The following is a 25,239-nucleotide window of genomic DNA, read 5'->3' as shown; positions in this document are numbered from 1 at the left end:
CCAGCCGTTACCTACAGAATACTGCGCGTTTATTTTTAAGACACCCGCTTTTTGTAAAATGTCTGTAAAAATCATGTGAAATTCAAGCGAACTAGGATGTGTCCTGTAAATACGAGATCATTCACCGCTCTGTTATACTTAAATTGACAACTCAACGTTCAATGGAGGGCTCATGCTCAAATTGGATAGGCTGCCTCTAAAAAATGACCTTCACTAATAAATGAACCAAAGACAGGGGGATTTCGGATGACTATATACATTGCCTTGCTCCGCGGAATCAACGTGGGCGGGAAAAATAAAATCAAAATGGCTGATTTAAGGGAATCGCTCACTGAAGTGGGGTTGACGCAGGTCCGGACCTATATTCAGAGCGGAAATGTTCTTTTTCAGTCATCAGAAACAGAACCCAGGCTGAATGATCTTATCGGGAATAAGATGGAACAAGATTTTGGATTTCCTGTTTCGGTTATTCTGAGGACAGCTGAGGAACTTCGGAAAATCATCATCAGCTGTCCCTTCTCCGAGGATGAGATAAAAGCTGCGGAAGCGACTTCTGTCGGTGAAAGCCTCTATGTTTCTTTGATGTCGCGTGAACCGATACCGGAAAAAGTGGAATTTTTTAAAGCGCGGGATCAGGGAGGGGACAAATACAAGATGGTCGGCCGCGATCTTTACCTTTTATATCATCACAGTATCCGGAACGCTAAACTCTCGGCCAATATTCAGAAGCTGGCAGTCCCATCGACGGTACGCAACTGGAAAACGTTAAATAAACTCCATCAGTTGGCGGAAGAATGATTCTGAACTGGATTTCCACTAAAAAAAAGACCTATAATTATTTTGTGGCAAATAAGTGAACGAAAAGAGGAACTAAGGATGGATCCTAAAGCAAAAAAGACAGCATTGCGTGGCATTACATATGGTTTATACCTTGTCGGTACGAAGGATGACAGTGGCTTGAACGCCTTTGCCGGAAACTGGCTCACCCAGACATCATTTGAGCCCCCGATGGTCGCACTCGCGGCCAAGGCCGGCACACGTTCCCAGCAGCAAATCGCCGCAAGCGGTGTGTTCAGCGTTAACGTCCTTGAATCGGGGCAAAAAGATATGGTCACTGCGTTTTTTCGCGCCCTGGAGCCGGAAAAAAATAAACTGGCGGGCTATGAATTTGAGACAGGAGAAACCGGCTGTCCGCTTTTCAAAGACGCGCTCAGCTGGTTCGAATGTAAAGTCGTTGAAAAGGTTGAAAAAGGCGATCACTTCATCTATATCGGAGAAGTGATTGATGCCGGTGTGCATCGCGAAGGCGATCCGCTGACGATGAAAGAAACCGGATTCTATTACGGCGGCTGATTGCACCATTTTTTACAAGTGGCTGGATTGAAGCCCAAAATCGCTGCAGCAAACCTGATAGTCCAAGATTAAAATGGAAGGATCTTCAATGAATGGAGAAATCCAGGCTCTCTCTTGAAATTCGACGGGCCTATTTTTCATAAATTCAGGGCATCCCATGAAATTTTGTTTTAAAATAGAGGAATTAGGACAAATCAGCTGAGATGGGGGAAGAGAATGTATAGCTTTAAGAATGATTACAGTGAGGGCGCGCATCCGAGAATTCTGGAAGCTTTGGCGGAGACCAACCTTGTGCAGGAAGAAGGATATGGCGAAGATCATTATTCACTGGAAGCCGCGGATCTTCTGAAAAACAAGATCGGGCGGACAGACGTTGACATTCATTTTCTATCCGGTGGGACACAGGTGAATATGACAGCCATCGCAACTTTCCTGAGGCCGCATGAAGCGGCCATTGCGGCAAAAACCGGGCACATTAATGTGCACGAAACCGGCGCGATTGAAGCAACCGGCCATAAAGTCGTTATCGCTGAATCTGATCAGGATGGAAAACTCGGCCCTGCGGCGATCCAGAAGGTGCTCGATATCCATGAGGACGAGCATATGGTCAAGCCCAAATTAGTCTACATTTCCGACACAACGGAAGTCGGAGGCAATTATACAAAAAAAGAACTGGAAGATCTGAAAGCGTTCTGCGGCGAACATGATTTGATTCTGTATATGGACGGAGCTCGGCTTGGCTCGGCGCTTACCGCTGAGGGAAACGATCTGAAACTGGAAGACCTGCCTCAGCTGACAGACGCATTCTATATCGGCGGCACAAAAAACGGCGCGCTGCTCGGCGAAGCACTGGTGATCATCCGTGATTCGCTGAAAGAAGATTTCCGTTACGCCATAAAGCAAAAAGGTGCCATGCTCGCCAAGGGAAGACTGCTGGGTATCCAGTTCCTCGAACTTTTCAGGGATCATCTGTACTTTGAACTGGCCGGACACGCCAACCAAATGGCTGACAGACTCAGAAAAGGCATCAGTGAAGCCGGATTCGGCTTTCTGACCCATTCGACCTCCAATCAGATTTTTCCGATCCTGCCCAATCCACTGATCGCTGAACTTCAGCAAAAATTCGGCTTTTTCATCTGGTCCAAAGTGGACGAGGACCACTCTTCCATCCGACTGGTCACTTCATGGGCGACAAAGGAAGAAAAAGTGAACGAACTCGTGGAAGTTGTCAAAAACAGTGTGAAAAGTAGAACGCATTAACAAACTTTTACCTTATAGCAGAGAGCCTGCTCCGAACACGGCAGGCTCTCTCTGTTTTTCATTTCTGTTCGACCCTTCATGGCGTTTCTATGATATTCTTAAGCTGTTTATAACGGCTGAAAAGGAGAATACATAATGGAAGAAGTAGAAAAACAGTATCGGAATTCAGCTAATCTGGATATCCGGATCAGAATACATCAGCAGTACAGTGAAAATAAAACGGACTGGCATGAATGGCTTTTTGATCAGTACCGGATTGGATCAGGCAGCCGAATCCTCGAACTGGGCTGCGGAAACGGCCAGTTCTGGCTGAAGAATAGAGATCGTGTGCCGGACAGCTGGGTGATCACATTATCGGATTTTTCTTCAGGTATGCTGGCGGATGCCCGGAAAAATTTAGGAGATGTGCCGAACATCTGCTTTAGGGAGATCGACATTCAGAAGATTCCCTATGAAGATCATCAATTTGATGCAGTCATCGCAAACCATATGCTCTATCATGTACCGGACAGGCCGCGGGCCCTTCAGGAGATCCGCAGAGTATTAAAACCGCAGGGTGTTTTTTACGCATCCACCATCGGGAAAAAACATATGTTGGAGATCAATACGTTGTTGAAAGGCTTTGATCCGGAACTGGGTGACGTCCTGACGAATGTTCAGGCCGCGGCGTTCGGCCTTGAAAACGGGGCGAAGCAGCTGGCACCTTTTTTTCACCAGGTACGGTTAAAGGAATTTCCCGGAGGACTGCGGATTGATGATGTGCAAGCAATTGCCGATTATATTTTGTCTTCGGGAACGGAAATAAAGAAAATCCTGACCGGTGCAAAACTCGAAGCTTTTATTCAATACCTGGAAAAAGAAAAAGAGAAGCAGGGCGGATGGATTCATATTACAAAAGCAACGGGACTGTTTGAAGCGAGGTAGTGAAGAAGTGCTCCGGGATCGGGTAATACTCGCCATGTGTACAAGAATCCGTATTGGCTCATATTCCAGCTGAATCGGCCGATACTTTCCGGTAACTGCTTGATTTACGGCTGGGAGAATCCTGCGGCGCGACCCATATCAGGCTTCAGGCTATTTTTAAGAATTACGCGCCCGATCCGGAGGGGACAAAACCAAAAATATCACTTTTCCAATACTTTTTCATACGCCGCCTTTGTCACTTCGTCAAAACAAACCATCGTGACTTTTTCCACATAAAGGGAGTACGCCAAAAATTCGCGGATGGCGTGAATAGCAATCCCCGATGCCTGATCGAGCGGGAAATGATAGACGCCTGTACTGATCGATGGGAAAGCGACCGTCCGGCAACGATGCGCATCAGCCAATCCGAGGGAGTTCATGTAGCTGTTCTTCAGCAAATCCGCCTCATGATGCGTGCCGCCCTGCCAGATCGGTCCGGGTGTGTGAATGACATATTTCGCGGGCAGACGATAGCCCTTTGTGATTTTTGCCTCACCGGTCGCGCAACCGTGCAGGGCCCAGCATTCCGTGAGAAGTTCCGGACCCGCCGCTCGGTGAATGGCGCCGTCCACCCCGCCCCCACCAAGTAAGGTTGTATTTGCGGCGTTGACGATGGCGTCAGCCTTGATTTTTGTAATGTCGCCAAGAATAATATCGAATGATTTCATGGGGACACCTCCGGAAAAATGATTACTTCTATCATAGCGCATTGAGGGAATCAAGCATAACTTATAAAAACACGATTCTGCTTCAAAGAGGGGAGCAGATCGTGTTTTTATTTCCTCAGAAAAAATTTTTTCTCAATGTCATCAAAAAAGGCGTGCGCACCAGAACGAAATTTTCTTGCTTTACCGTCGCCAGTTTATTGCCGCCGGTCAAAATCGAATGGCAAAGCTTTGTCATTTTGTATCGATCCATCCACCTTTTTAATCAAAGCAGTAATGAATTTTCTGGTAGGAGGAACGCAGATCGATAACCTTTTTCTTAATTTCATCAGTTGTTTGCTTATCTTCAAGGACAGAGACAATGAGATCGGCAATCGTATCCATTTCAGTTTCCTTCATGCCAAGACGGGTAACCTCAGTCGTGCCGATACGCAATCCACTTGGGCGATCCCAATCTTCCGGCTTATCACAGGGGATCAGATTTTTATTAGTAATGATGTTGGCTAATTCCAGCTTTTTTGCCATGGTCAGCCCATTACCGTAATTTCTGACATCCACAATAATTTGATGCGTTCGGGTAAAACCCTTGTCCGCACCTAGTACAGTGACTCCCCGGTCATGAAGAGCCTGACCGAGAGCCTGGGCATTTTTCACAATTTGGGCCATATACTCTTTTCCAAATGCCAGAAATTCGGCGGCTGCGGCAGCCAGGGCCGCGACTCGGTTCACCTGATGAGTGGCCGCGATCGCGGGAAAAATCGTATCAGTAATCGGTTTGGTTAGTTCAGGATCATTCCAGACAATGATTCCGCTCTGAGGTCCGCTGAATGTCTTGCCGGCGGATCCGGTCATCACGCAGGCACCTTCATTTAACGGATCCTGAAATTGTCCGCCGCCGATTAATCCGAGCTGGTGTGCCCCGTCGAAAAAGATTTTCCCGCCCCATGCATCAACAATCTGAGCCATTTCTTTAATCGGGAATGGAAACAAGGTCATGGAAGCGCCAAGAGTCACCAGCTTCGGCTTGATTTTCTTTGCTTCTTTTTCAAATTGGTCTAAATCCACTACCAATTCTACGGGATCCATCGGGATATCATAAATAGCCAGTCCTCGGATTCCAGCGGGACCGTCAAGCCGGTTTGCTGAATGTCCGCCTGTGGGCTGAGGAAGGGTCATAATGGGGTCACCGGGTTTTGTCAGTGCCGCGTAGACGGTCATATTGCCAAGCATGCTCGCAATCAGGCGGTGATCCGCATAGTTTGAATGGAAAATTTTTTTGAGCAGTTCAACACAAAGCGATTCGATCTCATCAATGTACTTTGTCCCGGCGAACCATCTTTGAGTGGATCCTATATGCCCTTCAGCGGCGCGTGTGCCGACCTCTGCGGACAACAGTTTACGAACGGTCGGACTGGTTGGAGCCTCGGGAGCCAGAAGGTTCAGACACTCTTCACCTCTCCAGATTTCATTGCGCTTTACCGCGTTTACGACTTCCTGCTGTACAAGTTTTAATGAAGGGGACTGATCAATGATTTCTTTTGCATGGCTTAATACACTTGGGTCGTGTGCTTCGTAGCCTGTAGTATTTTTTCCTGTTAAGCTCATTCTTTCATCCTCCTAAAGTTCATTTCACAGTTCATCGGACGGCGCAACGGTGATCAGGATTGTGAAAAGCCATCGCCTCCTTAAAAAATGATATGTAAACCAATATATCAATTTATTAGTAAACCAATATATTACTTTTGTAAAAAAATATCGGTTACCGATCTGACCATTCGCTTAATGTCAGCCAGTTCTTTTCGACAAGAGAAGCGGCCTGATCAATATCATTATCGGCGCACGCCTGGATAATGAGTGCATGCTGGCTGACGGACTCATTTCCTTTTAATAAGAATCTGACCCTTTCAAGACGGTCGATTTTCGGCGTGAGCCGCTTCAGCACGTTCAGTATCTCGGGATTGTCCGTCCGGTCCAGAATAACCTGATGAAACGCCGCATCTGACTGAATGGCGATGCCTGCATCCTTAACATCCAGAGCCTGCTTCAATCGCAGATTAGACGTTTCCATATTCCGAATATCATCACCCGTCAGTACTGGAACAGCGAGGCGGGCCGCCAGCGCATGCAGCACGGCGACGACAGTAAAGGCGTTTTTGGCTTCTTCGCTACTGATATGGGTAACGCGTGTCATAGAGCCGGGAATTGATTCAATCAGGCCATCATCCTCCAACCGCTTAATTGCTTCCCTGACCGGTGTGCGGCTGACGCCGAAGTTTTGAGCCAGTTCCATATCACTGATTCGTTCTCCGGGTTTAAAAACCATTTCCACAATCGCTTTTTTGAGTTCAATATAGATTTTTTCACTTAAAGACTGACGATCAATTTTTTTTATCATATTTTTCACCATGAAACCAATATATCACATATTTTTCCGAAAGAAAACAATAAGTCCAGATATTTCTATTAATTGATTGAATGATCTTTTAAAATGCAACTACATAGTTGCACATCAAATTTCTATATGCTACCTTTTAGTTGCACATGAAAAGGAGGAATCAGAATGTCAGAAAACCGGATCGAACGGGACATATTCATACATGCACCACTACAGAAAGTGTGGGACTTAGTCAGTAGGCCGGCGTGGTGGGTTGGTGAGGAAGAACCGGATCACGTTGAGATTGATGTAAACCGAGTGGTTGCCACGTGCAAGTACGGGGATTTCCCGGTGCTGACAGAGAAAGTCGATGCACCGACCTATCTTGCCTGTCGCTGGGCCAGCTCTTATCCGGGAGAGGAACCAAAAGAAGGCAACTCCACTTTGGTAGAATTCAGCTTGGCACCGGAAAAAGGCGGGACGCGACTGCGGGTCGTCGAAACAGGTTTTGCGTATCTCAACGCATCCGAAGCAGAACGCCGCAAGTTCTTTGAGGACAACACTCAGGGATGGGCGCAAATGCTTGATTATATCCATCATCAGGCAAAGTAGGTGATGGCCGTGAACATGGATGGCGAGACTGTTGACAAAGTTCTGGTGGCGCTGGCCAATCCGGCGCGCCGCGGGATTTTAAACGAAATCGCGGCGAAAGGTCAGGTGACGGCGACGACCCTGGCGGATCGGGTCACGATCTCCCGTCAGGCAGTGATCAAACACCTGGATGTGTTGAAAGACGCCGGTCTGGTCACGGGAAGGCACATCGGGCGGGAAGTGCGCTATAGCGTTCTTCCGGAGCAGCTGGGTGTCACTGCTGCGTGGATGAAGAATTTGTCTCGGCAATGGGACCGCCGCCTGGTATCCATCAAACGACTTGCGGAAGGTAAAAAGGATTGACGCATCATACATTGTCGTTTAGATTGAGAAGAGATCATATTAAAGGGTGCTGTTCATGAGTATAAAAGATTTTCTGATACTAAATTTGCTGGGCGCTTTGTGGGGCGGCTCCTTTTTATTTATGCGCGTCGCTTCCCCGGTGCTGGGTCCCTTTCTTCTCATCGATCTGAGGGTTCTCATTGCCGGTCTTGTTCTCTTGCTCTATGCATGGGGAATCCGCCAGCTTCCGGACTATAGAAAAAAATGGAAGCAATACATTGTCCTCGGAGCGATCAATGCGGCAATCCCCTTTACGCTGATCGCGGCATCGGAGCTTTACTTGACGGCCTCCGTGTCGTCCATTCTTAACGCTACGACACCGCTGTTTGCTCTGATTATGGCGAGGATCTTTCTGGGTGAGGGACTGTCTTTGAAAAAAGTTACCGGGATCCTGCTTGGCATTGCGGGCGTTGGTATCCTCGTCGGCTGGGGACACATGGGCCAGTCGGTCATGGTACTGCTCTCAGTTCTCTTCTCGCTCCTCGCTTCACTCAGCTACGGTGTTGCCGGTGTTTATATCAAAAGGCGCTTTACCGGTGAACCTTCGCTGACTCTGGCAATCGGCCAGCAGCTGGCCGCGGGGCTTGTTCTTATTCCGTTCAGCCTGCCTGCCTCCGGACGCATTCCATTCATGGGTACCGGGATTTTGACGGCTGTTCTGAGCCTGGCAATCCTGTGTACGTCCTTTGCCTACCTGCTTTTTTTCTATCTGATTAAAAATGTCGGTCCGACAAAAACGCTGAGTGTGACGCTTCTTGTTTCCATGTATGGCGTTCTGTGGGGCGCGCTGTTTCTTGGTGAACGGCTGTCGCTTGGAACCTTCATCGGGCTCGTGATCATCCTGAGCAGTATCACAATGATCACCGAAGTGAAGATTGGGGCAGGGTTCATTCATCGATTAAAAAGGTCCCGTTGAGGCACGCCTTATTCGGAGCAATTCATTGGACAGGGTCAGTGTTCACAATCGATTTGAATAAGGTTTTCAGGTAGACAAAGAGGTTAACTTAAATTATAATAATTATTGTTAAATAATAATTATAATTTGAATTAATGAGGAGTGGAACTTTTGATCATAACACAAAGTAAAACAACGAAAACATTTCTGAACCAACAGGTAGCAAATTATGGACTGTTTTATACGAAACTCCACCAATTTCATTGGTATGTAAAAGGGCACAACTTCTTCACACTTCATGAAAAATTTGAAGAGTTATACGACCAAGTCACGCTTATTCTTGACGATATCGCCGAACGTCTCCTTCAAAATAACGGTCAACCTTATTCAACGCTGCAGGAATTTCTTGAACATGCGACATTGAAGGAAAGACCGTACACAAAGGCAATGACCGAAGACGAAATGGTGCAGACGGTGATCGATGATCTTGTCACTCTGAGAGACGAACTCGTTGAAGGGATCAAACTGACGGATGAAGAGGGTGACGATGTCACGAACGACATGCTGATTGCTGCGAAGAGCAAATTGGATAAAGAGCTGTGGTTCTTCAGCTCATTTCTTGGCAAAGATCAAGTCCCTCAGACAAACGCTGACTAAGAAGGAATGTTAAAAAGCGGAGTGCCCATCACAGGCACACCGCTTTTTTTTTAATAAGAAAGCAGACGAAAAGGAGCGAGACTCCTGCGGGATCATCGAGCGCCAAAGCGCATGAATCTTGCACCAAAATCTTGGTAAATCAAGATTTAGTGGAACCGGGAGTTTGAGACTTGTGCCGATCAAGATATATTCCGCCTTTGTGTTTACCAGCCATCATCAAAATTGCTGTATCTTTTCGCTAAATCAGAACATCATAGTCCATGTTTGTTGCCCACAGCTTCATTTGGAATATCTTTTACACGCAGCTGTGCGCTGTTTGCATATTTAACCGCCCTATCAGCGAGCTTGGAGTCATTATCAATAAAAATTGGACGCTATCAATAAAGATCCATCATTTTTCGATGAAAGCCAACGCACTATCAACAAGAATGAGAGTAATATCAATAAACCTTGATATTACTGTTCAACATTACTTAATGTTCTCTTCTTTTCCATACAAAGTACGAAATAACAACCCATAGAGCAGGGCGCCGATTAATGCGCAGATCAGGATGAATCCGAAAACACTACTGGAGGGTACCCATCCTGACAGGATCATCGTGACTGGTGCAAAAAAGTTGCCGATGGTGTTCTGAAGCGTGGCGGCGCCCATATATTGGCCGCGTTTTTCGGCCGGTGCGTACTTGCTGACAAAACTGTCTGAAACGGGCGACTGCATCAGTTCTCCGAATGACATCGTTGCCATCAGAAGGAGCAGCATCCAGACGTTCGTGGTGCAGCCCATCAAGAACAGGCTGGCACCGACGACACAAATGGAGAGGATCAGCAGAGTCCGGTCATTGATTTTTTCAAACATTCGTGCGACAGGAACTGAAAACAGAACAAAGATGATCCCGCTCAGCCCCATCATCCAACCAAATACGCCGACACCGCCGAGATTCGGTGACCAGCTTTTCCATGAAAAAAGGGCCTGTTCCGGGACATGCGCACTGATGTAAATCGGCAGATAAGTATTCTCCTGCCTGATGACGGTCATCACGACAATGCCGGCCAGAATAAAGAGTGCAAAGACCTTATCGTAAAAAATCACTTTATAGCTCCGAATCTGTGCTTTTAAAACAGATAACAGCGATCCACTTAATCTTTTTCCTGATTCAGCTTCGGGCACAGTCTCGCGGATCAGGAAGAAAATCGCACACAAATAAAGAAAGGTCGCGGCCGTGCATGACCAAAGCAGCTCGCTCCTGTAGTGAAAGAAGAAAATTGAACCAAGCATAGGACCCAATACGGCACCAATATTAAATGCCGTCAGAAAAACTGCGAATACCTCGCGACGGTCTCTCTCAGGAGTCAGATCCGCGACCATGGCGGAGCTTGCCGGATAGTAGATCGTCCGGCCGAAGCTGATTAATATATAAGCGATATAATTGATCCAGTCTGACAAAGACAAAGCAAACAAGGCAAACATGACGACCTGCACCAATGAACCGAGCAGCATCGTCCGGCGGCGTCCAAGCGTGTCCGAAAGGTAGCCGCCGAGAAGGTTCGCAATGATTCCGACGAGAGGCGGGACAGACATCAGGAGACCCGCAACACTTTGCCCGAAACTGTCACTGAAATAGATGGTGAGAAATGGATAATACATCCAGAAGAGCAAGTTAAACAGCGTCTCGCCAATCAGGCGGACTTTCAGATTCAAATCCCATGTGCGCATGTTAAAAGCAACCCCTTATTGAAAAGGAAGGCAACAAGTCATGCAGCTGCGGAATGATTGTTATCCTTTCATCATAAATATCCCGGCCGGATGCTCTCAGACTACAATAAAATTTTTGAAAAATATAGACTTATAATGAGCGGTCGTTTAAAATAATATTATAAGGGGCAAGCACATTACCCCTTGCTTGAAAGAACCCATTTTACGGAAACGACACATTTAGGTGTCTTTTTTTATTGTCTGGAATAAAAAATCGACCTGTGGATTAACCGATTTGTTGGATTTTTAAGGGGATCAAGCTATGGCTAAGCGGCAAGCGGAAGATCTTACGAAAGGCTAACTAGAAATTTCTAAGTTTCGATAAAATCGTTTGAGTTCTGATATATTTTGCCGAGTTCCGATAAAATCGCCTGAGTTCTGATATATTTTACTGAGTTCTGATAAAATCGCTTGAGTTCCGATATATCTTACTGAGTTCTGATCTGTTTTCTTGTTGCAAAAAAAGGAGGGGCCGAACAATTTCGGCCCCTTCTTTTTTTAGATTAAGGTAGTTTGTTGCCAGCTGCCAGATAAATTTCGTACCATTCCGGACGAGTCAGCGTAATATCGGCGCCCTTGGCCGATTCAGCAACACGCTTCACGTTTGTCGTGCCAAGGATGACCTGGATCTCGGCCGGATGGCGAAGAATCCAGGCGACCGCTATCGCATTGTTGCTCACACCGTACTTTGCCGCGATTTCATCGATTTTCTTATTCAGCTCAGGGAATTTCGGGTTATCAAGGAAGACACCTTCGAAAAATCCATATTGGAACGGAGACCATGCCTGGACCGTGACATCATGCAGACGGCAGTAGTCGAGAATACTTCCGTCACGGACATTCGAACCGTCAACCGTCATGTTCACATTAATGCCGGCGTCCACCAGACCGGTTGCTTTAATACTGAACTGAAGCTGGTTGACTTCAAGCGGCTGTTTAACGCTCTTCTTCAGCAGCTCCATCTGATAGGGATTCTGGTTGCTGACCCCGAAGTGAAGCACTTTGCCTTCGGAATGCAGTTCGTCAAACGCCGCCGCCACTTCTTCAGGCTCCACCAGAGCATCCGGACGGTGCAGCAGAAGATAATCGACGTGATCCGTCTGCAGCCGTTTCAGGCTGGCGTTCACCGTTTCCAGCAGATGTTCTTTTGAAAAATCATAAAGCGTATACTCCGGACCATGGACAATCCCGCATTTCGTCTGCAGGGTGATCTTGTCCCGCAGATCCGGGCGTTTGGCCAGCACGCGGCCGAACAATGCTTCGCACGCCCCTTGGCTATAACAGTCAGCGTGATCAAAAAAAGTAATCCCGTTTTCCAGGTCTGTCTCAATCAGTTTTTCCACCGCAGCCTCAGACATCTCCGAGATGCGCATGCAGCCCTGAACAACTGCTGACGCCTCATTTTTCTCCGGCCCAATTGCAACTTGCTTCAAAGTGATCCCCTCCAGAATAGTTGGCCATATTTGGAAACCCTTCCGAAATCCATGATAGAACGAATGACACTAAAATTAAAGCGTTTTACTTTTAAATCGGTGGCGTTCAACCATAAAGGAGTCTGAGGGCGTTTTTTGCTTTGATTTATATTGACAGTTGAAAGTATGCAAAGTATGATTAGTTATACAAAGGATACAAATAATATAAATTATAAAAGTTGCATAATTGACACAAAATTTACGACGGAGGCATTTTATGGCAAACCCGAAAGGCAAGTATATTTGGACAGCAAAAGTTGGGGAGAAGGGGCAGATTGTGATTCCAAAAGAGGCCCGGAATGTTTTCAACATCAAGCCTGGGGACACGCTTCTTTTACTAGGGGATGAAGCACAGGGGATTGCGATTGTAAAAAATGATGATTATATAAACTTTGCACAGGCGATATTTGATGCGCAAAAACGATCGGAAGATGATGAAAAGTGAGCGCCATTCAAACCAGGGATTTAACAAAAAAATATAAAGAGAAAATCGCTGTTGATCAACTAAACCTGTCTATTGAACAAGGCGAACTGTTTTCCTTGCTCGGTGTAAATGGCGCGGGAAAAACAACAACGATTAAGATGCTATCCTGCCTGAGCAAGCCAACAAGTGGTGATGCTGTCTTGCTTGGTGACAGTGTTGCTACAAGTCCAATGGAGGTCAAGAAGAAAATCAATGTATCGCCTCAGGAGACCGCGGTCGCGCCGAATTTAACTGTGAAAGAAAATCTGGAAACCATTGCGGGTCTTTATGGCAGTAACAGGAAAGAGGCAGTGAAGAAGACAAAAGAAATGATTGAAAGTTTCGGGTTGTCGGAAGTCGAAAAAAGCAAAGCAAAGACTTTATCGGGTGGTTGGCAGAGACGGCTGAGCATCGCGATGGCACTCATTTCTAATCCGCAAATCCTTTTCCTGGATGAGCCGACACTTGGACTGGATGTTCTTGCCAGGCGGGATCTTTGGCGCACTATAGAACAACTGAAGGGCAAAGTGACTATTATTCTCACAACACACTATCTTGAAGAGGCTGAGGCGCTTTCCGACAGAATAGCCATTATGGCAAAAGGCCGGTTGAAAGCGGTCGGAACAGTGAAAGAGCTGATGTCGCACACACACACAGATAAATTTGAGGATGCTTTTATTGCTCTTGCATCGGGAAATGGGGCTTCATTATGAAAGTGTTGGCGTTCGCTTCACGCAATCGTAAAGAACTTCTCAGAGACCCTTTAAACCTGGCTTTTGGCATTGGTTTTCCAGTGGTTTTGCTGCTGTTGCTTTCCGCCATTCAGTCCAATGTTCCGGTCAGCCTGTTCAAAATCAGGAGCCTTGCCCCGGGCATTGCTGTTTTCGGACTGTCTTTTATCTCGCTTTTTTCCGGGATGTTGATTGCTAAGGACAGAAGTACATCATTTTTAATCCGGTTGTTCGCTTCACCGCTTTCAGCGTCCAATTTTATTCTTGGGTACACCTTGCCGCTTTTGCCCATGGCGATTGTGCAAAGTATAATTTGTTTTATCGTTTCCTATTTCCTTGGGCTGTCAGTCAATGTTAATTTGCTGCTTGCCCTCATCATATTGATTCCTGCCGCCATTCTTTTTATCGCGATTGGATTGCTTGCTGGAAGTCTGCTTACCGACAAGCAGGTGGGCGGTGTCTGCGGTGCACTGCTGACGAATCTTGTCGCGTGGTTGAGTGGGACGTGGTTTGATTTGAATCTGGTCGGCGGCGCATTCAAAACTGCTGCGAACGCATTGCCTTTTGTCCACGCAGTCGATGCCGCAAGGGCAGCAGTAGCCGGAGATTATGCTTTAATTTTACCTCATCTTTTATGGGTTATTGCCTATGCGGTGGTTATTCTTTCTCTCGCAATCTATGTTTTTAATGAAAAAATGAGAAGTGACGCGAAGTAAGATCCAGCCATGCAAAAGGTAAGGCTAAAGGCTTAGTGAAAGTTAATTCCCGGAGCGGGTTAAATCAATTCGTTTCATTGTTAAGATAGAGCGGTAAAGACAAATTCTGGGATCCGGACACCTTTTCGGTACAGATTCCACAACTGGAGGACATCACGTGAGCTATATCGAACTGAAAGACATTCATAAGTCGTACAAGCTTTCCGGTAAGCAAAAATTTCCGGTACTGCATGGCATTGATCTCAAACTGGAACGCGGTGAATTTGTTTCCATCCTCGGGGAATCCGGCGGCGGAAAATCTACGCTGATGAATATCATCGGAGGCATGGATAAAGATTACACGGGCGATGTGCTGATTAATGGCAAGGCGCTGCACCAGATGAAAGAGAAAGAGCTGGATGATTACCGGAAGACGAATGTCGGCTTCATTTTTCAGAGCTTTAACTTGATCAACCACATGACCGTTCTGAATAATGTATTGGTCACACTGAAGATGACCACGATGTCGGAAAAAGAGCGAGTAGCTCACGCGAAGGAGCTGCTGACAACTGTCGGGCTTGCGGATCACATACATAAGCGGCCGAATCAGCTGTCCGGCGGGCAGAAACAGCGCGTGGCGATCGCGCGGGCACTGGCCAATAATCCGGACATCATTCTTGCGGACGAACCGACCGGGGCGCTTGATAAGAAGAACAGCGAACAAATCATGGAGCTGCTGGACAGCATCGCCAAACAAGGCAAGCTTGTCGTGACGGTCACTCACTCGCAGAAGGTTGCTGATTATGGTACGCGGATCATCAAAATTGATGACGGGCGTATTGCCGACGATATTCGACTGAAAGACGCTTATCCGATTCCTGAGCATCGCGAAGAGCCGAAGACCAAAAATCTGAGCGTTCCTGCGACCTTTAAAATGGCACTTGATAACATCAGCCACAATCTGAAGCGAAACATTCTGGTCACAGTTGGCGGAGCGATCGGCATTTTCAGTGTGATTATCATGCTTTCGCTTGGAAGCGGCATACAGTCGTACATTCAGGATCAGATTATGAAAAATGTCAATCCGACCGTGGCCCAGATGACAAAAAAAGAACTGACTCAGCAGGACGGAGAGACGAGTCAGATCAAGAAATCGGCCACAATTTCAAACAACGATCTGGCGAAGATGAGGAAGGTCGCGCACGTTGTTTCTGCTGAAAAAGTGCTCTGGCTCTCTTCCGCACGGGTGAAGCTCGGCAGCAAGCTGGCTATTCCACAGTATTTTCAGACGATGGACGGCGCTATACCGGATACCGATTTAGCGAAGGGAAGCCATTTGCCGGGGACAGGAGAAATTGGGCTGAGTAAAGACGTCGCCAAACAGCTGACGAAAAATCCGGACAGCCTGATCGGCAAAACAGTCACTTTTTACGTCACGATGACGGATAAAAATCAGTTACCAATTGTAATGCAGAAGCAGCTGAAAATATCCGCAATTTTCAACGGAAGCGCGCAAATGGGCCTTCTCACGGCTGACTATGCGACACTTCAGGAAATGTATAACAAGCAAAAGATCATGCTGCAACCCAATATGGCGACCATCAAGATCGACAAAATTCAAAATGTAAAAAGCGTCCAGAACTATTTTAAAAAACATGGCTATGATCTGAACGGAGCCGGCGCATTCCTTGATTCACTGAACTTATATATTGCTCTGGCATCCTATGTTCTTGCGGCGATCGCCGGCATTTCACTGCTCGTTTCGGCCATAATGATCATCGTCGTCCTGTATATCAGTGTGACGGAACGGACAAAAGAAATCGGTATTCTCAGAGCGCTTGGCGCCCGGCGGAAGGACATCCGCCACTTGTTTTTCTCAGAAGCGAGTCTTCTTGGCCTATTCAGCGGTGCTATCGGCATTGTGCTTGCTTTCATCGCGGCAGCGATTGGCAATCACTTCGCCCGTCCGCACATGCACGTAGCGCTCTTAAATGTCACACCAGGATTTGTGCTGTTCGGCCTGATCGTCAGTGTCGGCATCAGCGTGATCGCCGGACTCGCGCCATCTGCCAAAGCGGCGAATCTCGATCCAGTCGAATCTCTGAGAAAGTTTGACTAACCGCGATTCGTTGATCTTACAAAGTATTTGAGGTATCACAGGTCTTGTTACTGTGGTACCTTTTATTTATGGAATAAAATAGTTTAAGAGATTCGACGAAGGCGGACTGCGCTAACTATAAAATAAGTACATCAATCCATTGGATGGTGGTGTGAAGGAAATGATGATTAAACAAAAGGCGTTTAATGTCAATGGAATAGGCTACATCATTAGGTCCGCATCACCAAAGGATGCAAAATATTTGTCCAAGGTTAGAGTCCAAATTGATGGTGAGACGCAAAACATGGACCGAGAGCCGGGTGAGGCTTTCCTAGATACGAAAGAGTTTATAAATCTGATTGAGAGAGATACAGAAAATAATCATTACCTTTTTCTGGTTGCATTAGTTAATGACACGCTTGTTGGATTCTCGAGATGTGAAGGAAATCCGTTAAAACGGCTGGCCCATAAAGTTGAATTTGGTGTCTGCGTATTAAAACAATACTGGGGTTTGCGAATCGGGACAAATTTACTCGAAGAGTCGATTGCCTGGGCAGAATCCAATGAAATTAAAAAAATGACACTCAATGTCTTAGAAACGAACGAAAAAGCCATAAAGCTGTATCAAAAATATGGCTTCGAGATTGAAGGTATTTTAAAAAAAGATAAACTCTTATCTGACGGCCGATTTTACAATACGATTGTCATGGGGCGATTAGGTGGGTTCAATTGAACAATTCAGCACCCACTTGACGCTGCAAATGAAGAAAAAAGCAGGAAGGGGATCCTGACCTTGTATCACGTTATATTCCATATCGACGAAGAAGAAAAGTGGCCTTTGCTGCTTGGCAATGTGAAAAATCTCCTGAAAGAAAATATGGCTATTGAAATAGAAGTGTTGGCCAATGCCGTGGCTGTCAGCGATTATCAGCTGGAACCGTTCATCGATCAGATGAGAAATCTAAGCCAGCAGGGTGTTCAGTTTGTTGCCTGTCAAAATGCTTTAAATGCGCAGCATATCGTGAAGAATGATCTTCCGGCATTTGTATCTGTTGTTCCGGCAGGAGTGGCAGAATTAGTGAAAAAACAAAGCAGCGGTTACGCGTATATTAAGCCGTAAAATAGGTCGGTTCGTTTTTTTACTCTACGTATCATTTTCGTCATGTGTCCTATTCATCGATCGGTGTTGTGCAGCATGGCGATTATGGGTTTGGCTATCTATCCGTAAACAACTAAATCAAATCGCGCGCAGACGCCAATTTAGGTTTATTTTTAATTCGGCACACAGGTTATGATAGTAGTCGGCTGTATCTTCATAACCAAGATGAATAAATAATTGCAAATCCTTAACAATCTCATCTTCTTTCCCGATCAAAAGAATGCAGTTTGCCATGTGAGCCGTTATATTGCCGATGAGCTGATTATATAAGTCATGGTTTTTAACTGTATAGCTGCGTGAAATGGCGCAATAGTTCAGAGCGTTATTCGGTTCCTGATTCATCAGTGCCATTTCAGAGAGATTATTAAAAAACACAGGTATTTTATGTGCCACGGAATGGTTCCAATCATTATGGAACTTTGTTAGAAACTGCTTGGCAAGCACCTTCGCGACAAAGTATTCAGCGAGAAAAATCGCATTGCTCAACAAAGTGACTTCATAGCTCCGCCAATTTTGGCATTTTAATAGATAGTTGAAAATGGGCTGATAAAGGTCACTATTTACCTGCCCTTTATGTTGAACATAATCAACCAGCCCGAGCATGTTCAGGCGTTTGTGATACAAACGAAGCGAACGGCTGGCGATTTCTTCTGTGAACTCATTTTCGAGAAAAGTCGCGAGTTCATCAATCTTACTTCGGGTCGAAAGATCATTGGTCCGTTTTATGTAATAATCCTCAAAATAAAATTCTTTCTGGTGAAGCTCGTCCTCAAATTCTTCCAATGATAAACCCAATCGGTTAATAAGCAAAATCATTTTGTCATATGTGGGATAGTAGTTGTTATGCTCCAATTCCGATAAGTGGGATCGGGAAAGAATTCCTTTAGAGGTTTCACTCTGCGTCATACCCTTATCCATTCTGATTTTTCTGATGAGTTCACCAATTGCGGCCATAAATACGCCTCCCCATAATATGTCGATATAAGTGACACGACGCTAAACCCATTATGCCAACAGTCTAAAATGTTATCAATACATGAGATGAATCAGACGTCATTAAAAATAGTTGTGGGGGATTGTCTATGTTACCGGATAGGGAAAAATTGGATTACATAAAATATTTGAGATCAATGGTAGGTCACGAAAAGGTTTTAATGGTTGTTTCAGGTGCGATTGTCTTTGATAAAGAGAAGCGTGTACTGATGCAAAGACGTTCGGATAATGGGCAATGGGGCTTTCCAGGTGGATTTATGGAATTGGGTGAAAGCGTTCAGGATACAGCCAGGAGAGAAGTGTATGAAGAGACTGGACTTCGATTAGGAAAACTTGAATTATTCAGTATTTATTCGGGCCCACAGTATGAAAAAACTTTTTCTAATGGCGACCAGGTTTCATTGATTTTTATTTCTTTCATTTGTAAGGACTATAAAGGTGAATTAATTGAAAGCAACGAAGAGTCCATGCAAAATAAGTTCTTCTCACTTGAAGAATTACCCGACACTATATTTACGGAACATAGGATGTTGGTCAACGATCTGTTATCAAAAAAACCTCGTCCCATTATTGAATAGAATCAAATAGCGCGGCGGGATGAGAGAGGTACAGGGTATTGATAAACAGAGAAAAAAATTTAGTTTCGTCAAGCCGTGCGGATTGGCGGAAGCTGATGCTTATTTTATTATTCGGAAACATTGCAGCAGGGATTGCCTTCAGTGAAGTGATGCCATTCCTGCCTTTTTTTCTGCGGAGTTTAGGGCATTATTCAACCAAGCAGTTGAATCTGTATACCGCCCTGATCTTTTCATCAACGTATTTTGTCGCAGCTTTTCTTTCACCAATTTGGGGGAAGATAGGGGACCGGTATGGAAGAAAACCCATTTTAGTGCTAAGCACATTGGGGGCTGCATTCGTTCTTGGCGCTTTATCTTTTGTCACAAATGCGGCGGAACTTATTGCTCTACGTTTTCTGCAAGGTGTTTTTGCCGGTTATTTTACGAATACCAATGCGCTGCTTGCCGCAGAAGTACCTAAAGAGAAAAGCGGCAATGCCTTAGGGACCCTTTCAACCGGCTTTATTACCGGTTCACTCTTGGGACCGACTTTAGGTGGAATAGTGAGCTCCCTTTTAAATTATCGAGCCACATTTCTAATTACTGGTTTTTTATTGATCATTGTATTCTTTATTAATCTCTTTTTTGTTCATGAGTCACACGGCTCATCTTCAGATTCGGCTTCAACGGGGGAAAAAAAGCAGTCCTCTGAATATAAGAAACAGGCAATTATTTACTGTCTGTTCCTCAACACCTTGCTGATTCAAATGGCCAACAATTCAATCAGGCCGATTCAGTCCTTTTATGTGGCTCATTTGATGCATCACACGGGAAATGTGAATTTGATGAACGGACTGGCTGTTTCTGCTCCTGGAATCGTCTGTCTCACGACTTCTTCATTTCTCGGCAAACTAGGCGACCGGATAGGGACTGAGAAAATACTTAAAGCGGGGTTGTTCATGGCCATCTTAATTTTAATACCGATGGCGTTTGTAACAAATGTGTATCAGTTCATTAGTTTGCAGCTTCTCATGGGGTTTTCTGATGCGGCATTAATACCCGCGGTAAGCATTCTGCTTGCCAAGTTTACAGCTGTATCTCATTCAAGCAGTACATTCAGCTGGAATCAATCCTTTCAATCTGCCGGAATTGTAATCGGACCATTTATTGGTTCATTAGTAGCCAATTTATTCGGGTATCAAGCAATCTTTCTCATGGGGGCATCTTTATTATTTCTTTTACTCGTAGTGAACCAAATGATGAGTCGTTAAATTTGTTGGTGTATCATTTAATGTCGGAATAAGTAACATACCGCTAAACCAATCAGGCCATCGTTTAAAATATTATCAATGTGTTGGATCAATCATGCGCAGTTAAAAAATGGGTTATGTTTTTGCAGGGGGGACATCTATGTTACCAGATAAAACAACGGCAGAAAAAGAATTAGAAATTGCCGGGCATTTAAATCCAGGTCCATGGACCGATCATTCATTGAATGCTGGGCGGGCGGCTAAATATATTGCAGAAAAATGCGCAAATATGGATGCTGAGAAAGCTTATGTTTTAGGAGTTCTACATGATATAGGCCGCAGGGTCGGCATTGTGAATGTTCCGAAACATGTATATAAAGGCTATGTTTATTCGATGGAAAAAGGATGGGACGAAGTAGCAAAAATTTGTATGACTCACTCTTATCCAATAAAGGAAAAAGATTTTGTTGAAGAAGTTCAGGATGAAGAGCTTTTTATTAAAGACTATATTGTAAACTGCACTTATGACGACTATGATCGACTCATACAACTGTGCGATAGTTTAGCGCTGGACGGTGGATTCTGCATGTTGGAAAAAAGATTTATTGATGTAGCGAGAAGATACGGTGTGTCGTCGACATCCGTTTCACGATGGAATACGACTTTTGGAATCAAAGAGTATTTTGAAAAGCAGATGAAATGCTCCATTTACGATGTTCTGCCTCATGTGAAGGAAACCACTTTTATGGATATACCAGTCTGGAAGCAGCCGCCCATAAAGTAATGGTATCTACATATCGATGCGTTTATTAAAAAGGGATCATTTAATATATTGGAGGCTATGCATATGGACTGGCGAGAAAACAGGATTCAATCAGCAAAAAATGGAACAAATCCAATGGTTCTGGCAGAGATGAAAAGTGGATACGCGGTAATCGGAGATACTCAGTTTTTGCCTGGATACTGTGTGCTGCTCCCCAAAAAAGAAGTATCCAGCCTTAATGATTTAACTATTTCTGAACGCTCACAATTTTTAACGGATATGAGCTTAATTGGTGACGCTATTATTGATGTTTGTCATCCGGTCCGTGTTAATTACGACATTTTGGGAAATACCGACGCATTTTTACATGCGCATATTTTTCCAAGGTATGACTGGGAAAAAGAAGAGAGAAGAAAAATGCCGGTGTGGCTATACGATTCATCAAACTGGTTTGATGAGGAAAAACATTTTAGCCTCGAAAGACATGGAAAGTTAAAAGAAGATCTGTCTAATTATCTTCTAGCAATCTACGAAAAATAAAGAATTGCACGGTTAAGACCTGTCTCCATAAGAGAGGAGTGTTGCGATTTGAAAACAAACGAATGGATTTTTTTCGATCTGGGCTGCACGTTGATTGATGAACAAGCTCAAGAGGACTATATCATCAGAGAAATAAGTTCGGCACTCGCAACACTCGGATTCACGCATTCTATTGAAGAGATCCGTCATCTTAGGGAAGAAGCATGCAAGGCGTATAAACATACGTTAAAAGATGTCATTCCGCCTTTGGTAAAAACAGAGGAGCAATATGCATTTGTGCGAAGTAAGGCCGTATATTTGCCGGAGCAGGAGTTCCTATATCCTAACGTTATTAAGTTATTGAAGGATTTATCCCAAAAATACAACTTGGGCGTGATTGCCAACCAATCGGCTGACGCTCAGGACCGAATGAAGAAACTGAACATTCATGAGTACTTTTCAGTGTTTGCCATCTCCGATGAACTTGGTATCAAAAAACCGGACGTGCGCATTTTTAACTATGCTTTGGAGCAGGCCAAGTGTTCACCTAGTCAGGCCTACATGGTTGGTGATCGACTGGACTTTGATATTTATCCGGCGAACATGCTTGGCATAAGAACCATTCGAGTACTGCAGGGCACGGCTAAGCTTCAAAAACCGAAAAATTCGGATTACGTACCGACGATGACCATCGCAACAATAGATGGCTTAAGGTCACTTTTGAGCACTAATTAGAAATAGTTGTTTAAAACCCTATTAGCGAATCGCTGTAATGAATAGTAGACGAATAATATGCAATAACACCACATGGAGGACAATGTTTATGGCTCTTTTATCAGGGAAAATAGCTATTATAACCGGTGTCAGTCGTAGTAAAGGTATAGGAGCAGCTATTTGCAGAGAATTAGCAGAAGCCGGATGCAGCATATTTTATACTTATTGGACTGCTTATGATAAAGAAATGCCTTGGAGTGTCGAATCAGATGAGCCTGCGAAATTAAAAAGCGAGCTATTACAGAAAGATGTTAGAGTTTCTTGCATGGAACTAGACTTGACTAGCGTGAAAGCCCCCAAAACACTTTTTAATCGTGTAGTTGAAGAAATCGGATATCCAGATATCCTAATAAATAATGCGGCATACTCAACCAATAATGATTTTTCTAATTTAACTTATGAAGACCTAGACAAGCATTATAAGGTCAATGTGCGGGCAACGACACTTTTAAGTATTCAATTTGCCCGATTTTTCAAAAAGAAAAAAGGTGGAAGAATCATCAATCTCACATCGGGTCAATTTCGAGGCCCTATGCCGGGTGAACTTGCATATGCGACAACAAAGGGTTCAGTCGATGCTATGACAATTACATTATCAGCAGAACTCGCACCTCTTGGTATTACGGTAAACGCAATAAATCCCGGTCCAACTGATACAGGGTGGATGACAAAAGCAATTAAAGATGATCTTATACCCAAATTTCCATTTGGCAGGATAGGAGAACCAAGGGATGCAGCTAAGGCAATAAGATTTCTTGTGAGTGATGATGCAGAATGGATAACAGGTCAAGTTATCCATTCAGAAGGTGGATTTATCCGATAAAGCTTTGTTGCTTGGTCCGCATTTTACTGCGTGTTATTTGAATAATGCGCAGCAAAAAATACCATCAGTTCTTATTTAGTGCCCAGAGATGGAGCTAACCCAAGGAAATAGATCGGCTGAAATTACGATTCGGTCGATTCAGAGAGCCATATCAACGAACTTGGAGTCGTTATCAATAAAAAAGCGGTACCATCAATAAAAATCCATCATCTATCGATGAACACCAATTTTTTATCAATAAAAATGAGAGAAGTATCAATAAAACTTAATATTCAGAACATAACTATCCATGCATGATAAAGATTTTTCCTTTTTTGACAGAGCCAGCAGATTCCCTAGTTCACCACTCACGTTTTATCAACAAAAACGATCAGAATATCGGCCTAACCATTTTTTTCGTGCATCGTATCTTGAACAACAGGAACTTGGCTGCTTCGCAGTACGACCCTACTGCGCAAAATCACCAGCCCTCAGTAAAGGACATTTTTGTCCAGTAAACAACTTTATTGTCTGGATACGGCTGATCTATGGGTGCTTGGACATCAATGCCCTCACTGTCAAAAGACCCTATATGCCTCTTCGTTGCGGAGATTAAGATCATTGGCTGACCTCAACTCGCTGTTCACGATGGAAGCTACGACACGGGGCGCATCATTCTGGAGATAATGATTCGCTTGAGGTAACCGCCAGTACGTCGAAACGTGGTTCCTAGATTTCAGATATGTCGTCCAGACATAATCAGGAACACGAATCGGTGAAATTTGATCCTGTTCCCCCCAAATGATTGTGGTCGGCACATCGCTTTTATGCAACGTCTCAAGCCAGCCTACTTCGAATTGTGAACGCTGATTGAGATATTGAATGACATCGTGTTGAACATTGGCTCCGTCCTGATAATCAAAGATGGAAGCGAGAGATGCGATTTCGTCAGAAGACAAGGTTTTCGAATGCGTCAACGTTGCAAGAGCTTGCGCCAAGATCGTGCCGTTGAGATTGGAGGACAGGGCCGGGCCGGACACCGGATCGAGTAGCTGTATTTGAAGCTGCGTGAGTTGCGCCAATGGCAGATAGACATTGCCATTGGTGATGAAATGATGAGTAATCTGATATGGACATTCACTGTATTTCTGATACAGCGCCAGCAAGGCAAAGCCCACGGTGTCTCCTTTATCATGAGTGAACAGGGCAAACTTATCGAGCTTCAACACTTCTCGAACGACGTGATCCACCAAACGTGCGTCATCGTGGATGGAGTATACATATCCGTCTCGAGGCTTCGAAGAAAACCCGTAACCAGGTGTATCAATCGCACAGACGTAATAATCCTGACTTAATTCCTCGAACAACTCCCGAAAGTCAAAACTGCTTGTGGGATAACCATGAATGAAGAGAATGGCAGGATTGTCTATGTTGCCTGCGCAAATTGTAAACACATCGAGAGGCCCAAAACGAGCATTTTCAGGCACTGTAGAAGTCCAAGTAGTGTATTGCCCTCTATCGGCCCACTCCTTTGCTAAATTCGGTACGGTGGCCATAGAAGTATAGTATTGTGAAGCATGGTTCAGACTGCTCATCATTGTACCTCCTTAATAATTTACTGTTTCAATACTGTGTCGTTGAAACTTACGAGTGGTCATGGCTCTCGTGACTGCCCTTGGCTGGATTGAATATGGTCCATTGGTCCTTGAAAGCATCGTAATCTACTTGAACACATCCGTATCTGTCTACAATTTGGTTCACCATCGCACGTCGTCCTTGGAAACATCACAGCGGACCATAAGTGCCTCTCCACCCAGAACAAGAATGTTCTGTACTGTCTCCTCAGCGTCATCTGCTGATTTACAGCCACGACAGCACCACGCTTCGGAGTGCTATACTGGTTGCGCTGCCAATGCCCGTGCCGCATCCTGTAACGAGCGCCACCTTCCCCTCGAAGTTCATATCTTCATCCCCTCTCAAAAGATATTGTACACTTCGTTCATGTATCTGTATAATTGAACTTATTGATAATAAAGTTCAATTAAATTGA

General features: G+C 44.8%; 27 protein-coding genes. 20 read left to right on the top strand and 7 right to left on the bottom strand.

The window, feature by feature from the left end; genetic code table 11:
• Window positions 1-246 precede the first annotated feature (246 nt).
• The 4 genes from E4665_RS08590 to E4665_RS08575 all read left to right on the top strand — a co-directional run bounded on the left by E4665_RS08590 (window position 247) and on the right by E4665_RS08575 (window position 3,537).
• Window positions 247-798 (top strand): DUF1697 domain-containing protein, encoded by a 552-nt coding sequence (locus tag E4665_RS08590; RefSeq protein ID WP_135348384.1) that lies wholly within the window; start codon window positions 247-249, stop codon window positions 796-798.
• A 78-nt stretch (window positions 799-876) separates the two neighbouring features.
• Window positions 877-1,353: a flavin reductase family protein gene (locus E4665_RS08585; protein ID WP_135348383.1), complete on the top strand. Its 477-nt coding sequence runs from the start codon at window positions 877-879 to the stop codon at window positions 1,351-1,353.
• Window positions 1,354-1,569: 216 nt separating this feature from the next.
• Window positions 1,570-2,613, top strand: coding sequence for a threonine aldolase family protein (locus E4665_RS08580; protein WP_135348382.1), 1,044 nt, complete (start codon window positions 1,570-1,572; stop codon window positions 2,611-2,613).
• A gap of 135 nt (window positions 2,614-2,748) precedes the next feature.
• On the top strand, window positions 2,749-3,537 hold the full coding sequence (locus E4665_RS08575; RefSeq protein WP_135348381.1) for a class I SAM-dependent methyltransferase: 789 nt from the start codon (window positions 2,749-2,751) through the stop codon (window positions 3,535-3,537).
• A gap of 200 nt (window positions 3,538-3,737) precedes the next feature.
• Here E4665_RS08575 and E4665_RS08570 read toward each other — a convergent pair whose 3' ends face one another.
• The 3 genes from E4665_RS08570 to E4665_RS08560 form a co-directional block, all read right to left on the bottom strand.
• Window positions 3,738-4,244 carry an O-acetyl-ADP-ribose deacetylase gene (locus E4665_RS08570; protein WP_135348380.1) on the bottom strand — a complete coding sequence of 169 codons (507 nt, stop codon included), beginning with the start codon at window positions 4,242-4,244 and terminating at the stop codon, window positions 3,738-3,740.
• A gap of 258 nt (window positions 4,245-4,502) precedes the next feature.
• On the bottom strand, window positions 4,503-5,846 hold the full coding sequence (locus tag E4665_RS08565; protein ID WP_135348379.1) for a serine hydroxymethyltransferase: 1,344 nt from the start codon (window positions 5,844-5,846) through the stop codon (window positions 4,503-4,505).
• 154 nt (window positions 5,847-6,000) lie between these two features.
• A complete protein-coding gene (locus tag E4665_RS08560; RefSeq protein ID WP_135348378.1) occupies window positions 6,001-6,648 on the bottom strand; it encodes a GntR family transcriptional regulator in 648 nt (215 codons plus the stop codon).
• Window positions 6,649-6,801: 153 nt separating this feature from the next.
• On the opposite strand from E4665_RS08560, the gene E4665_RS08555 reads away from it, so the two are divergent.
• From E4665_RS08555 to E4665_RS08540, 4 genes are all read left to right on the top strand, one after another.
• Window positions 6,802-7,227: an SRPBCC domain-containing protein gene (locus E4665_RS08555; RefSeq protein WP_135348377.1), complete on the top strand. Its 426-nt coding sequence runs from the start codon at window positions 6,802-6,804 to the stop codon at window positions 7,225-7,227.
• A gap of 15 nt (window positions 7,228-7,242) precedes the next feature.
• Window positions 7,243-7,569: an ArsR/SmtB family transcription factor gene (locus E4665_RS08550; protein WP_135348376.1), complete on the top strand. Its 327-nt coding sequence runs from the start codon at window positions 7,243-7,245 to the stop codon at window positions 7,567-7,569.
• 55 nt (window positions 7,570-7,624) lie between these two features.
• Window positions 7,625-8,524, top strand: coding sequence for a DMT family transporter (locus E4665_RS08545; protein WP_135348375.1), 900 nt, complete (start codon window positions 7,625-7,627; stop codon window positions 8,522-8,524).
• Window positions 8,525-8,674: 150 nt separating this feature from the next.
• On the top strand, window positions 8,675-9,160 hold the full coding sequence (locus tag E4665_RS08540) for a Dps family protein (RefSeq protein ID WP_241654760.1): 486 nt from the start codon (window positions 8,675-8,677) through the stop codon (window positions 9,158-9,160).
• A gap of 469 nt (window positions 9,161-9,629) precedes the next feature.
• Here E4665_RS08540 and E4665_RS08535 read toward each other — a convergent pair whose 3' ends face one another.
• Window positions 9,630-10,874, bottom strand: coding sequence for an MDR family MFS transporter (locus E4665_RS08535; RefSeq protein WP_135348374.1), 1,245 nt, complete (start codon window positions 10,872-10,874; stop codon window positions 9,630-9,632).
• Window positions 10,875-11,416: 542 nt separating this feature from the next.
• Window positions 11,417-12,346: an aldo/keto reductase gene (locus tag E4665_RS08530; RefSeq protein WP_135348373.1), complete on the bottom strand. Its 930-nt coding sequence runs from the start codon at window positions 12,344-12,346 to the stop codon at window positions 11,417-11,419.
• Window positions 12,347-12,602: 256 nt separating this feature from the next.
• On the opposite strand from E4665_RS08530, the gene E4665_RS08525 reads away from it, so the two are divergent.
• The 6 genes from E4665_RS08525 to E4665_RS08500 all read left to right on the top strand — a co-directional run bounded on the left by E4665_RS08525 (window position 12,603) and on the right by E4665_RS08500 (window position 17,492).
• A complete protein-coding gene (locus E4665_RS08525) occupies window positions 12,603-12,830 on the top strand; it encodes an AbrB/MazE/SpoVT family DNA-binding domain-containing protein (protein WP_135348372.1) in 228 nt (75 codons plus the stop codon).
• Window positions 12,827-13,561 carry an ABC transporter ATP-binding protein gene (locus tag E4665_RS08520; RefSeq protein WP_135348371.1) on the top strand — a complete coding sequence of 245 codons (735 nt, stop codon included), beginning with the start codon at window positions 12,827-12,829 and terminating at the stop codon, window positions 13,559-13,561. Before E4665_RS08525 ends, E4665_RS08520 begins: the two co-directional genes overlap by 4 nt.
• Window positions 13,558-14,295 carry an ABC transporter permease gene (locus E4665_RS08515; protein ID WP_135348370.1) on the top strand — a complete coding sequence of 246 codons (738 nt, stop codon included), beginning with the start codon at window positions 13,558-13,560 and terminating at the stop codon, window positions 14,293-14,295. The genes E4665_RS08520 and E4665_RS08515 overlap by 4 nt, the downstream gene beginning before the upstream one ends.
• A 157-nt stretch (window positions 14,296-14,452) precedes the next feature.
• Window positions 14,453-16,393 carry an ABC transporter ATP-binding protein/permease gene (locus tag E4665_RS08510; protein ID WP_135348369.1) on the top strand — a complete coding sequence of 647 codons (1,941 nt, stop codon included), beginning with the start codon at window positions 14,453-14,455 and terminating at the stop codon, window positions 16,391-16,393.
• A gap of 160 nt (window positions 16,394-16,553) precedes the next feature.
• Window positions 16,554-17,105: a GNAT family N-acetyltransferase gene (locus tag E4665_RS08505; RefSeq protein ID WP_135348368.1), complete on the top strand. Its 552-nt coding sequence runs from the start codon at window positions 16,554-16,556 to the stop codon at window positions 17,103-17,105.
• A 60-nt stretch (window positions 17,106-17,165) separates the two neighbouring features.
• Window positions 17,166-17,492: a DsrE family protein gene (locus E4665_RS08500; RefSeq protein ID WP_206663571.1), complete on the top strand. Its 327-nt coding sequence runs from the start codon at window positions 17,166-17,168 to the stop codon at window positions 17,490-17,492.
• A gap of 117 nt (window positions 17,493-17,609) precedes the next feature.
• Here E4665_RS08500 and E4665_RS08495 read toward each other — a convergent pair whose 3' ends face one another.
• On the bottom strand, window positions 17,610-18,485 hold the full coding sequence (locus tag E4665_RS08495; RefSeq protein WP_135348366.1) for a helix-turn-helix domain-containing protein: 876 nt from the start codon (window positions 18,483-18,485) through the stop codon (window positions 17,610-17,612).
• A gap of 128 nt (window positions 18,486-18,613) precedes the next feature.
• On the opposite strand from E4665_RS08495, the gene E4665_RS08490 reads away from it, so the two are divergent.
• From E4665_RS08490 to E4665_RS08465, 6 genes are all read left to right on the top strand, one after another.
• Entirely contained in the window at window positions 18,614-19,102 is a 489-nt protein-coding gene (locus E4665_RS08490; protein WP_422067249.1) for an NUDIX hydrolase, read from the top strand.
• Window positions 19,103-19,140: 38 nt separating this feature from the next.
• Window positions 19,141-20,352, top strand: coding sequence for an MFS transporter (locus E4665_RS08485; protein WP_135348365.1), 1,212 nt, complete (start codon window positions 19,141-19,143; stop codon window positions 20,350-20,352).
• Window positions 20,353-20,491: 139 nt separating this feature from the next.
• A complete protein-coding gene (locus tag E4665_RS08480; RefSeq protein WP_135348364.1) occupies window positions 20,492-21,115 on the top strand; it encodes an HD domain-containing protein in 624 nt (207 codons plus the stop codon).
• Between the two features lie 63 nt (window positions 21,116-21,178).
• Window positions 21,179-21,634, top strand: coding sequence for an HIT family protein (locus E4665_RS08475; RefSeq protein ID WP_135348363.1), 456 nt, complete (start codon window positions 21,179-21,181; stop codon window positions 21,632-21,634).
• 48 nt (window positions 21,635-21,682) lie between these two features.
• Window positions 21,683-22,348 carry an HAD family hydrolase gene (locus E4665_RS08470; RefSeq protein ID WP_167815162.1) on the top strand — a complete coding sequence of 222 codons (666 nt, stop codon included), beginning with the start codon at window positions 21,683-21,685 and terminating at the stop codon, window positions 22,346-22,348.
• 88 nt (window positions 22,349-22,436) lie between these two features.
• Entirely contained in the window at window positions 22,437-23,210 is a 774-nt protein-coding gene (locus E4665_RS08465; RefSeq protein WP_135348361.1) for an SDR family oxidoreductase, read from the top strand.
• A 557-nt stretch (window positions 23,211-23,767) separates the two neighbouring features.
• On the opposite strand, the gene E4665_RS08460 is transcribed toward E4665_RS08465, so the two are convergent.
• Window positions 23,768-24,784 carry an alpha/beta fold hydrolase gene (locus E4665_RS08460; protein WP_167815161.1) on the bottom strand — a complete coding sequence of 339 codons (1,017 nt, stop codon included), beginning with the start codon at window positions 24,782-24,784 and terminating at the stop codon, window positions 23,768-23,770.
• Window positions 24,785-25,239: the final 455 nt, after the last annotated feature.

The organism is Sporolactobacillus shoreae, assembly GCF_004684935.1.
GTDB classification, from domain to species: Bacteria; Bacillota; Bacilli; order Bacillales; family Sporolactobacillaceae; genus Sporolactobacillus; species Sporolactobacillus shoreae.
Note: the sequence above shows the minus strand (reverse complement) of the source record. Positions and strands in the feature narration are given on the sequence as shown.